The 11637-nt window shown below is 60.4% G+C and carries 6 protein-coding genes; all 6 read left to right on the top strand.

Annotation, left to right across the window (positions count from 1 at the left end):
- Positions 1–136: 136 nt before the first annotated feature.
- The 6 genes from BJF91_RS09085 (at position 137) to BJF91_RS09060 (ending at position 11561) form a co-directional block, all read left to right on the top strand.
- Entirely contained in the window at positions 137–1045 is a 909-nt protein-coding gene (locus BJF91_RS09085; RefSeq protein WP_075614168.1) for an NAD-dependent epimerase/dehydratase family protein, read from the top strand.
- 200 nt (positions 1046–1245) lie between these two features.
- Positions 1246–3213, top strand: a complete 1968-nt coding sequence (locus BJF91_RS09080; RefSeq protein WP_075614167.1) for a methyl-accepting chemotaxis protein — start codon at positions 1246–1248, stop codon at positions 3211–3213.
- Complete coding sequence (locus BJF91_RS09075; RefSeq protein ID WP_075614166.1) at positions 3213–3686, top strand: chemotaxis protein CheW; 474 nt, start codon at positions 3213–3215, stop codon at positions 3684–3686. Before BJF91_RS09080 ends, BJF91_RS09075 begins: the two co-directional genes overlap by 1 nt.
- 278 nt (positions 3687–3964) lie before the next feature.
- On the top strand, positions 3965–5362 hold the full coding sequence (locus tag BJF91_RS09070) for an efflux RND transporter periplasmic adaptor subunit (RefSeq protein WP_234801579.1): 1398 nt from the start codon (positions 3965–3967) through the stop codon (positions 5360–5362).
- Positions 5359–8463 (top strand): efflux RND transporter permease subunit, encoded by a 3105-nt coding sequence (locus BJF91_RS09065; protein WP_075614164.1) that lies wholly within the window; start codon positions 5359–5361, stop codon positions 8461–8463. The genes BJF91_RS09070 and BJF91_RS09065 overlap by 4 nt, the downstream gene beginning before the upstream one ends.
- The gene (locus tag BJF91_RS09060) at positions 8460–11561 is read left to right on the top strand and encodes an efflux RND transporter permease subunit (RefSeq protein WP_075614163.1); all 3102 of its coding nucleotides are present in this window, start codon (positions 8460–8462) and stop codon (positions 11559–11561) included. Before BJF91_RS09065 ends, BJF91_RS09060 begins: the two co-directional genes overlap by 4 nt.
- Positions 11562–11637 lie beyond the last annotated feature (76 nt).

Below are 11637 nucleotides of genomic sequence, written 5' to 3'. Positions count from 1 at the left end.
ACAACTGTTCGGGCCGATGCTGTAACGGCTGCGGGAACGATGGCGCGCCGTCATCCACTTTTGTTGACAGCGCCCTATCTTGGTCAATCGCGATGACTGCGGCGCTTCAGCGCGTTCGCTCACGAAGGAGGATGACATGAGCAAACCCAACAATAGTAAACGTATCGTCTTTACTGGCGGCACCGGCAAGGCGGGGCGCCACGCCGTCCCACATCTTCTGGACAAGGGCTACTCGGTCCTCAACCTCGACCTGAAGCCGTTCGATCACCCTGGCGTCAACACGCTGATCACTGACATTACCGACAGCGGCCAGGTCTTCAACGCGATGACCACCCATTTCGGCTTCGACGGTTACGACCATGGCGCCCCTCCATCGGCGCCTGATGCCGTGGTGCATTTTGCCGCCATCCCCCGGGTGATGATCGAGCCTGACAACAGCACATTTTCAGCCAATGTGATCGGCACCTATAACGTCATCGAAGCCGCGATGAAGCTCGGTGTGCGAAAGGTGATCATCGCGTCGAGCGAAACCACTTATGGCGTCTGCTTCGCCGAAGGCGACAAGGACTTCCATTCCTTTCCGCTCGAGGAGGATTATGATGTCGATCCGATGGACAGCTATGGCCTGTCGAAGGTCTGCAATGAGAAGACCGCGCGCGCCTTTGCCATGCGCTACAAGGCCGACATCTACGCGCTGCGCATCGGCAATGTGATCGAGCCGCAGGACTATGCCAACTTTCCTGGCTATCTTGACAATCCGATGTCACGCAAGCGCAATGCCTGGAGCTATATTGACGCTCGTGATCTCGGCGAGATCGTGCATCTGTGCATCGAAAAGGATGGTCTCGGCTTCCAGGTCTTCAATGCCGTCAACGATACCATCACCGCAGATCTGCCGACCCGGGAATTCCTGGCCACCTATTGCCCGGATACGCCTGTTACCAGGGAGATGGGCGACCGGGAATCGCCACTGTCCAACCGCAAGATCCGGGAAGTCCTGGGCTTCGAGGAAGCGCATTCCTGGCGGAAATACGTTAATCGTTGAGTTGAAATTAGCGAAGTAACTCGCCGCCTCATTGAAGGCGGCGAGAGGGGCGTGTATTACGATAGATGTACACGAAAATCTTCTTATATCGCTGTATCGATATTGTACACAAACTATTAAGTATAACAATATCGACCGGGGAACAAACAGGTAAGTGGAGCTTTATCGCGCCGGAAACAAACAACCCCCGGACCTGTTCAATGAAAAACCTCCCAATTATAGGCAAATTTTTAACCATCATGGCGCTGTTCGGGGTCTTCGCCCTCGGCGTTGCCGGATATGCTGGCGTACGTATTCTAGATATCGACTCGTCTTATGGTGATCTTCTTGATCACGATGCTACTGCTGCGACAGCGGTGTCTCGTGCGAACCGCAACCTTCAGGGCGCGCGCACGGCTATTGCCGAACTGACGATCGCTCGTTCCGACAAGGACAATGACAGTGCGGAAGCGGAAATTGCGCAGTCGCGGAATTCCTTCGCAAAATTCATGGATGCCGCGATTGCGGCCGCTCCCACAAGTACAGATCTGGTCTCTATCAAGTCCGAGGGCTTGAGCATTCTGGATGGCGCCTGCAAGAACACGATCACGCAGGGCAAGAGCGGCAATTCGGATGCTCAGGTTCAGCAGGCTCAAAACCTGTTCATCCAGGAATGTCAGCCGGCCTTCAAGGCAATTACGCCGAAATTCAGCAAGCTGGTCAATGACTTCAATGATTCCACCGATCGCAAGAGCAATGAACTGACTTTGGTTTCGACCCATGCGGCCACGGTGACCGTTGCCACTATTATCGCCGGTCTCGTGATCGTGCTGGCTATCGGCTTCTTTGTGATCCGCAAGTGGCTGGTTCTGCCGATCCGCAAGATGGAAACGACGATGCGTACGCTCGCCGATGGCGATCTGACGGTCGACATTGAGGGCACGGAGCGCCGCGACGAAGTCGGCGGCATGGCCAAGGCCGTGCAGGTCTTCAAGGATAACGGCCTGCGTGCCAAGGAACTGGAGCGCGAAGCCGAAAGCATTCGCAACATGAGCGAAGCAGAGCGGGCCCGTGTGGCCGAACTCGATCGCAAGCGGGCGGAAGAGATGGCTCAGGCCACGTCCGGTCTTGCCGATGGTCTGAAGCATTTGTCCAATGGCGATCTGCGCTTCCGCCTGAACCAGCCCTTTGCGACTGAATTCGAAAGCCTGCGCAACGACTTCAATGCCGCAGTTGGCCAGCTCTGCGAAACGCTGTCATCGGTTGCCGATGCCACCGGTTCGATCGATAGCGGTTCGCGTGAAATCAGCCAGGCGGCGGAAGATCTGTCGAAGCGCACAGAGCAGCAGGCAGCCTCGCTTGAGGAAACCGCCGCCGCACTCGACCAGATCACCACCAATGTCGCCAACTCTTCGAAGCGCGCCGAAGAAGCCCGGCATATGGCGGCCGAAGCCAATCAGTCTGCCCGCCAGTCCGGCGAAGTCGTGTCCAATGCCGTCGATGCCATGCAGCGCATCGAACAGTCGTCGAGCCAGATCTCCAACATTATCGGCGTCATCGACGAGATTGCCTTCCAGACTAATCTGCTGGCGCTGAACGCCGGTGTTGAAGCCGCCCGTGCTGGCGAAGCGGGCAAGGGCTTTGCGGTCGTGGCCCAAGAAGTGCGTGAACTAGCACAACGCTCGGCCCAGGCGGCAAAGGAAATCAAGGAGCTGATCCGTAATTCGGCCAACGAGGTCAGCAATGGTGTCATGCTGGTGCGGGCAACTGGCGAAGCGCTGAAGGCGATCGAGACCCATGTCGTCACCATCAATACACAGCTTGATGCCATCGCGATTTCGTCGCGTGAACAGTCTGTCGGCCTCGCGGAAGTCAATACCGCCGTCAACCAGATGGACCAGGTGACCCAGCAGAATGCTGCCATGGTCGAGCAGTCGACGGCGGCCAGCTCCTCGCTTGCCTCAGAAGCCAGCCGTTTGCGCGATCTGATCTCCCAGTTCGAGCTCGGCAACGGCCAGTCCATATCGGCAGGCCGCCCAGCCTTCGCCGGTGCCGTTGCAAAAAGGCCTGTCGCGGCCGATGCCCAGCATCGCCCGGCTGCGTCGCCGGCACGGCGCATGGTCGGCCAGGTTGCACGCGCCATGGGTCTGCAGAGCGCAGTAAAGGCCGATAGCTGGGAGGAATTCTGATGCGGGCAAATCTTGCCGGTCAGGCCGATGCCCTGGAAATCCTGGCCTTCCGGCTGCATGGCCAGGAGTTTTGTGTGAAGACGACAACCATCCGCGAAATTCGCGGATGGGCTCCGGCCACGCCTCTACCGCATGCACCGGTCGATGTGGTTGGGGTGATCAACCTGCGCGGTACTGTCATTCCGATCGTTGATCTCGCAGTCAAGCTTGGCATGAACGCGATGGTGGCGAGCGAACGCAGCGCCATCATCGTTGCGGAAGTTTCGGGCGCCATCATCGGGCTTCTGGTCGATGCGGTCTCCGACATCCTGACGGTTGCATCAGACAATCTTCAGCCTGTGCCGCAGGCAACGGTCGGCGGCATGGATTTTTCGGAAGGAATGATTGTCACCGACGCCGCAATGATCTGTTTTCTCAACCTTGAACGCCTTTTCGGCGAAGGTGATCGCGGTGATTGGGGCATTGCTGCCTAATCTATCCTCCTGACGAGCGCGCGCAACAAGACGAAACCCGGAACGACGATTCCGGGTTTCGCTTTTTTGCCTATTCATAATCCGACCGTTTAACCCACTGATCCTTCTTTCAAAGAAGTGATTGGCTTGTCTTTATTAGGTAAGACAGTTTGGGTAGCTGATAGTGGTGATGCCTTCTCTGGAAGGCTGTACGGTTGGTTTCAATTGGAATGTGTTGCACCAGATAAGATACCGCAGTTCGGCAGCGACATGGGACGTGGGCAATATTGATGAAGACAATGACGAAGATCGCCCTGGTGGGGCTGGTGGTGATCGGGGCGGGACTGGTCTATGCGTCCCGCCAGCCGCAGTTTGCCGCAATGACAGCTTCATGGAAGGGCAAGGGGCAGAATGATCGCCAGCGCGGCCGCGACCTCGCCATTCCCGTTGTCGCAGCTCCGGCAACCCGCGCCGATGTGCCCGTCTATGTCATCGGCGTCGGTAGCGTGAAGCCCATGAACACGGTGACCATCCAGCCGCAAGTCAGTGGCCGCATCACCAAGATCGGCTTTCAGGAAGGGCAGGACCTGAAGAAGGGCGATCTGATCGCGACGCTCGACGATGCGCTCTACAAGGCACAGCTCGATCAGGCGATTGGCAAGAAGGCCCAGGATGACGCGCAGCTGACCTATGCCATTCTGGAAATGGAGCGTTTGCAGCGGCTGATCGGCAGCTCTGCCACCACCCAGCAGCAGCTGGACAATCAGGTAGCGCTGGTTGCGCAATACAAGGCGCAGGTCCAGTCCGATCAGGCAGCCATCGAAGCGGCCCAGGCGCAGCTGGATTATACCGTCATCAAGGCGCCTATCGACGGGCGAACCGGCATTCGCAATGTCGATATCGGCAATATCGTCTCGACCGGTGACACGACCGGCATCGTTACGCTCTCGCAAATTCGGCCGATCACCGTACTGTTTTCGGTGCCGCAGCAGGAACTGGCCGAAGTCAATGCCGCCAATGCCAAGCAAGCGCTTGCGGTCGATGCGCTCGGCGGTGACGGCAAGACTGTGGTCGCCAGCGGTAAGCTGACGGTGGTGGACAATCAGGTTGATGCAACCACGGGCACGGTGCGGCTGCGTGCCGAATTTGCCAATGACGATCTGCATCTCTGGCCAGGCGCCTTCGTCAATGCGCGGCTGCTGGTCGACACGAAGCGAGGCGTGCTGACGGTGCCTTCGGCTGCCGTGCAACGCGGTCCGGCGGGCACTTATGTGTATATCGTCCAACCCGACAAGACGGTGAAGATCCAGGCGGTCGACGTTGGCATGCAGGACGACCAGATCGCCGTGATCGACAAGGGCGTGGCCGAAGGCGATCCTGTTGTGACGACGGGCTTCGCACGGCTGCAGGATGGTTCGCAGGTGCGCGTTTCAACGCCGCAGGAGGCAGATCCAGCCAATATCGCCTTACCCTTGAATGACAATGAACCGCGCGGCCAAAGGCATGGCGGCAACCGCAACAATGGCCAGAACCGCCAGTCACAGCATGGCAAAAGCAATGGAAATGGTGCTGGCAACGGCGGCGGGCAGCCTCCAGCCGGTGGCGAAACCGGTCAACAGGGCGGCCCGCAAGGCGGCAAACCGGATGCCAACGCGCCGGCACCCGGCGCTGCACCACCGGCCGATGCAGCCAAATGAGCATTTCGACGCCCTTCATCGCGCGCCCGGTCGCCACATCGCTCTTGGGCATCGCCGTCCTGCTGGGTGGTCTGCTGGGCTATTCCTCGCTGCCGGTTGCGCCACTGCCGCAGGTGGACTTTCCGACGATCCGCGTCACCACGCAGTTGCCCGGGGCAGATCCTGAGACCATGGCAGCGCTGGTGACGGCGCCTTTGGAGCGTCCGCTTGGCCAGATCCCGGCGCTTGCCTCCATGACGTCTTCCAGCGCCTTTGGCATCAGCCAGGTGACGCTGCAGTTTAATCTCGACCGTGACATCGACGGCGCCGCACAGGATGTGCAGGCAGCGATCAATTCGGCGAGCGGCAGCCTGCCGAAGACGCTGCCTTATCCGCCGACCTATGCGAAGGTGAACCCGGCGGATACGCCGACCATCACGCTGGCGCTGCATTCCGATACCTATCCGATCCGCGATCTCAGCGATTTCGCCGATACGGTCATGGGCCAGCGGTTGAGCGAGGTTTCCGGCGTCGGCGATGTCCGGGTGCAGGGCGGCGTTCGCCCGGCAATCCGCATTCAGGCGGATCTGACGCGGCTTGCCTCCTATGGTCTGTCGCTTGAAGACCTACGCAGCGCCATCACCAATGCCAATGTCTCAGGCGCCAAAGGCGCGGTTGATGGCACCTATCAGTCCTTCACCCTCTCGGCCAATGACCAGATCCACGATCCCGAGGTCTACCGCGATACCATCGTCACCTATAGCAACAGTGCGCCGGTGCGGCTGCGCGATGTCGCCGATGTCGTCGAAGGGCTGGAAAACAGCCGGGTCGGGGCCTGGTATCAGGGCCGTCCAGCCGTGATCATCGACATCATGCGCCAGCCGGGCGCCAACGTCATCCAGACCGTGGAGGATGTGAAGAAGCAACTGCCAAGGCTGAAACAGGCGCTGCCGGCCGGTGTCGCGCTCGATATCGTCAACGACCGCACCCAGACGATCCGCGCCTCGATCCATGACGTGCAATGGACGCTGGCGCTCAGCGTCGGCCTCGTGATCCTCGTGGTCTTCCTGTTCCTGCGCACGCTGACAGCAACGATAATTGCCGGCGTGGCACTGCCGCTGTCGCTGATCGCCACCTTCGGCATCATGTATTTTGCCGGCTTCAGCCTCGACAACCTCTCACTGATGGCACTGACCATCGGCACGGGATTCGTGGTCGACGATGCCATCGTGATGATCGAAAACATCGCCCGCCATATTGAGGAAGGCGACAGCCCGATGCAGGCGGCCCTGAAAGGGGCGGGCGAGATCGGTTTTACCATCATCTCGCTGACGGCTTCGCTGATCGCGGTCTTCATCCCGCTGCTGTTCATGACCGGCATTGTCGGGCGGATGTTCCGCGAATTCGCGCTGACGCTGACCATCGCCGTCGTCGTGTCGGCAGTGATTTCCTTGACGCTGACGCCGATGATGTGCGCGCGCATCCTGAGGGCGCCGAAAGAGCGCAACTCCGGCGTACTCGGCATGGTCGACCGGGGCATGGAGTGGATGAACGAGGGCTATCGGCGCAGCGTCGTCTGGGCCGTGGACCGCGCCTGGCTGATGCTGGGGCTGACCGCGATCACGTTGGCCGTCACCGTCGGGCTCTATCTCTTCATTCCCAAAGGCTTTCTGCCGGTGCAGGACACGGGTCTGATCTCGGCTGTTATCGAAACGGAACCGACCTCGTCCTTCGATGCAATGAAACAGACCCAGCAAGTGATCGGCACGCGGCTGCGCGCCGATCCTGCGGTGGAAAGCGTGATTTCCGTGATCGGCACCAGCGCGTCCAACCTGACGCTCAATACCGCCGGCTACAGTATCGTGCTGAAGCCGCTCGACGACAGGGACATTTCCGCCACTGACCTGATCGACAGGCTGCGGGCCTCGATTGCGGACATTCCCGGCATCCGCGCCACCTTCCAGAGCATCCGCGATATCTCGATCAGCACCCGCTCCAGCCGCGCGCCCTATCAATATACGCTGACCGGAACCAGCACGGCGACTGTTGCCGACTGGGCCGACAAGCTGGCGCGGCGCCTGCAACAGAGCCCGCTGCTGATCGACGTGACCTCTGAAGTGGAAATGGGCGGCGGCCGGTTGGCGATCTCGGTCGACCGGGAGACGGCAGCCCGGCTTGGCGTCTCCATGCAGGTGATCAGCGATACGCTGTACGATGCTTTCGGGCAGCGGCAGATCAGCACGATCTATGGTCAGGCCAACCAGTACCGCGTCATTCTCGAAGCCGCCGAGCGGTTCCAGAGCGATCCGAAGTCGCTCCAACAGCTGTACATGAAGGGCACCGGCGGGGCCGTGGTGCCGCTGAGTGCGGTCGCCTCTGTCAAGACGACAACGGCGCCGCTTGTCGTCAGCCGTGACGAGCAGTTTCCCTCCGTCACCATAAGCTTCGATCTCGCCCGCAATGCATCGCTCAGCGAAGCCGTTGCCACGATCAAGACAGCCGAGCGGGAGATCGGTATACCGTCGTCTATCCAACGGCACTACAGCGGCGATACCGAGGAATTCGACCGGTCGCTGGCTGGCGAGCCATGGCTCATTCTCGCGGCGATCATCACCATCTATATCGTGCTCGGCCTGCTCTATGAAAGCACGATCCACCCGATCACCATTCTCTCCACCCTGCCGTCTGCCGGCGTCGGGGCGCTGCTGGCGCTGATGCTGTTCAACCAGGATTTGTCGATCATCGCGCTGATCGGCATCGTTCTCCTGATGGGGATCGTCAAGAAAAACGCGATCATGATGATCGATTTTGCGTTGGATGCCGAGCGCGGGCAGGGGCTTGCGCCGCGTGAGGCGATTATCAAGGCGGCGGTGCTGCGCTTCCGGCCGATCATGATGACGACGCTTGCCGCCCTGTTCGGCGCGCTGCCGCTGGCGCTTGCGCAAGGCGCAGGGGCTGAGCTGCGCATTCCGCTCGGCATTTCCATCATCGGCGGGTTGCTGCTCAGCCAGTTGCTGACGCTCTATACGACGCCGGTGATCTATCTGGCACTGGACGGCTTGCGGGCGAAAGCGTCAGGTAGACGCTCTGCCGTGAGCCGCGACGCCGGAGGCCCGGCATGAATGTCTCAGGCCCTTTCATCAATCGCCCGGTCGGAACGACGCTGCTTGCCATCGGCCTGATGATGCTGGGCCTGGTGGCTTATCGCTTCCTGCCGGTCGCGAGCCTTCCGGCGGTCGATCTGCCGACCATCCGGGTGACGGCAAGCCGACCCGGTGCCGATCCGGAAAGCATGGCCTCCAGTGTTGCCGCACCCCTGGAGCGGCATCTGGGGGCGATTGCCGGCATCACCGAGATGACCTCGACCAGCGGGCTTGGCACCACCAATATCTTTCTGCAATTCGATCTGTCGCGCAATGTCGACAGCGCCGCCCAGGATGTGCAGGCCGCCATCAACGCTTCCGTCGGTGATCTCCCGAGCGACCTGCCATCGCTGCCATCGATGCGCAAGGCCAATCCGGCAGCAGCCCCAATCCTGACGCTGGCGCTGACCTCCGATACCGTTGCGGCAAGCGCCATCTTCGATGCGGCAGACAGCGTTGTGGTCCAGCGGATTTCCCAGGTCGAAGGCGTCGGAGACGTGTCCGTCAGCGGCGCCGATCAGCCCGCCGTTCGCGTCCGGCTCAATCCCGACAGGCTTGCGGCCATCGGGCTTTCCGCCGACGATGTGCGCACCGCCATCGTCAATGGTAACGCGCTGGCGCCAATTGGTGCGATCGACGGGCCGCAGTCTTTCTACGCCATTTCGGTCAATGCCCAGCTGACCACGCCCGAGGATTACGGCAAGCTGATCATTCGCGCCGCCGATGGCACGGCGGTGCGGCTGGCCGACATCGCCACGGTGGAGGCAGGCGTGCGCAATCGCCGCTCCGATGCCTGGTTCAACGGCAAGCCCGCGGTCCTGCTGAACATTACCAAGGCCGCCGATGCCAACGTGGTTGCCACCGTCGATGCCGTTAAGGCGCTGATCCCCGAGGTCAAACAGCTCATTCCAGCGGGTATTGAAGTCAATATTCTCAACGACCGGACGAAAACCATTCATGCCAGCGTCGAGGACATGCAGTTTACCCTGCTGGCGACGATTGCGCTGGTCATGGCCGTGGTCTTCGTCTTCCTGCGCCGTATCGTGCCGACGCTGGCGGCAGGCGTAACCGTGCCGCTCTCCTTTGCCGGTGCTTTCGCGGCCATGTGGCTCACGGATATTTCGATCGACAATCTGTCGCTGATGGCCCTTGCGGTGGCCAGTGGCTTCGTCGTCGATGATGCCATTGTCATGATCGAGACGATCTATGCCAATATTGAAAAGGGCATGAAGCCGCTTGAGGCGGCCCGGGAGGGCGCGCGGCAGATAGGCTTTACCGTGATCGCCATCAGCATCTCCTTGATGGCGGCTTTCATTCCGCTATTCTTCATGGGCGGCATCATCGGCCGTTTCTTCCTGACCTTCTCTCTGACGCTGGCCTTCACCATTGCGGTCTCGACTGTCGTGTCCCTGACGCTGACGCCGATGATCTGCGGCCATCGCATCCGGGCGCAGGATCTGCATGGCGGCTCCGGCCGCTTTGACCGCGTCATCGAGCGCAGCCTGAACGGCATGATCGACTTTTACGACCGAACGCTGAAAGCGGTCCTGCATCATCGGGTACTGGCCGTGCTCAGCACCGTCGCCTGCGTCGTCCTGACAGGCTATCTCTACGCAATATTGCCAAAGGGGTTCGTGCCACGGGACGATACCGGCTTCGTATTCGGCAATAGCCAGGCGGCGAGCGATATCTCCTACCCGGCCATGGTTGCCTTGCAAAAGCGGGCGCTTGCCATCGTCGAAAAAGATCCGGCGGTGCAAAGCATCGGCGCGTCGGTCGGAGGTGGCTTTCTCGGCACGGCCAATCGTGGGCAGATGCTGATTTCGTTGAAGCCAGCCAGTGAGAGAGAGGAGACCGATCTGGTGATCGAGCGGCTGCGGCGCGCCGTTGGCGTCATACCCGGTCTCGACACCTCGTTCTTTTCGCCCAGTGACATCAGGGTCGGTGCGCGCTCGTCCGACTCGCAGTTCCAGTTTACCCTCTGGGATGCCGACTATAACGAACTGGTCGATTGGGCGCCTCGCATTCTCGCCCGGCTGCGCCAGGAGCCGCTGCTGACCGACGTCAACAGCGATCGCGAGCCGAACGGTCTCCAGGCAACCGTCGTCGTCGATCGCACGGCGGCCTCCCGTCTGGGGGTCAAGATGAATGCCGTCGACACGGCGCTGAACAACGCTTTTGCGCAGCGCCAGATCACCATCGTCTATGGCGAGCGAAACCAGTACCGGGTGATCCTCGAAACCTACCTCGACTTTGCCAAGGATCCCGAACACCTGCTGAAACTCTATGTGTCCGCCAGTGGCGGCACACAGGTGCCTCTCAGCGCCTTCGCGAAGGTGGAGCGAACGCTGGCGCCAATCGGCGTCAACCATCAGGGCCAGTTCCCGGCGGTGACGATCTCCTATGATATCGGCCCGGATACAACGCTGTCGGAGGCCAATGATGCGGTCAAGGCCGCGGTGGCAGGCATGCATCTGCCCGACACGCTGCATGCCGAATTTGCTGGCGATGCCGCGACGGCTTCGAGTTCATCGGGCGGCCAGCCCCTGCTGATCCTGGCCGCTCTGCTCGCCGTCTATATCGTACTGGGCATTCTCTACGAAAGCCTGATCCATCCGCTGACAATCATTTCCACTCTACCTTCGGCGGGTCTTGGGGCTCTGCTGGCGCTTTGGGTCAGCGGCACGGAACTGACCATCGTCGCCTTTATCGGCATCATCTTGCTGATCGGTATCGTCAAGAAAAATGGCATCATGCTGGTGGATTTTGCGCTGGAGGCTGAACGTCGGCAGGGGCTGTCGCCGCAGGAGGCCATTCACGAAGCCTGCTTGCGCCGCTTCCGGCCGATCATGATGACGACACTTGCCGCCTTCATGGGTGCGCTGCCGCTGGTGCTTGCTACCGGTCCGGGTGCAGATCTGCATCGCCCGCTTGGCATTACCATCATCGGCGGTCTTATCGTCTCGCAGGCACTGACCCTCTACACGACCCCGATCATTTACCTGATCTTTGCGCGGCTTTCGGCGAAATATGGGGCAGGGCAGAAGGCAAAGCCGGAACTGCAGCCAATCGTGTAAGCCGGATTGCGGCTTTCTTCTGTATACATTAAATTAGCTCCTGCCGGTTTTCACGGCGGATTATATGCGGTGTATA

Source organism: Gillisella taibaishanensis (assembly GCF_001938985.1).
Classification (GTDB): Bacteria; Pseudomonadota; Alphaproteobacteria; order Rhizobiales; family Rhizobiaceae; genus Allorhizobium; species Allorhizobium taibaishanense.
Note: the sequence above shows the minus strand (reverse complement) of the source record. Positions and strands in the feature narration are given on the sequence as shown.

What these genes read in the sequence shown, in the direction of transcription:
- BJF91_RS09085 (WP_075614168.1), top strand. Translation starts at nt 137, where the DNA reads ATGAGCAAACCCAACAATAGTAAACGTATCGTCTTTACTGGCGGCACC.
- BJF91_RS09080 (WP_075614167.1), top strand. Translation starts at nt 1,246, where the DNA reads ATGAAAAACCTCCCAATTATAGGCAAATTTTTAACCATCATGGCGCTG.
- BJF91_RS09075 (WP_075614166.1), top strand. Translation starts at nt 3,213, where the DNA reads ATGCGGGCAAATCTTGCCGGTCAGGCCGATGCCCTGGAAATCCTGGCC.
- BJF91_RS09070 (WP_234801579.1), top strand. Translation starts at nt 3,965, where the DNA reads ATGACGAAGATCGCCCTGGTGGGGCTGGTGGTGATCGGGGCGGGACTG.
- BJF91_RS09065 (WP_075614164.1), top strand. Translation starts at nt 5,359, where the DNA reads ATGAGCATTTCGACGCCCTTCATCGCGCGCCCGGTCGCCACATCGCTC.
- BJF91_RS09060 (WP_075614163.1), top strand. Translation starts at nt 8,460, where the DNA reads ATGAATGTCTCAGGCCCTTTCATCAATCGCCCGGTCGGAACGACGCTG.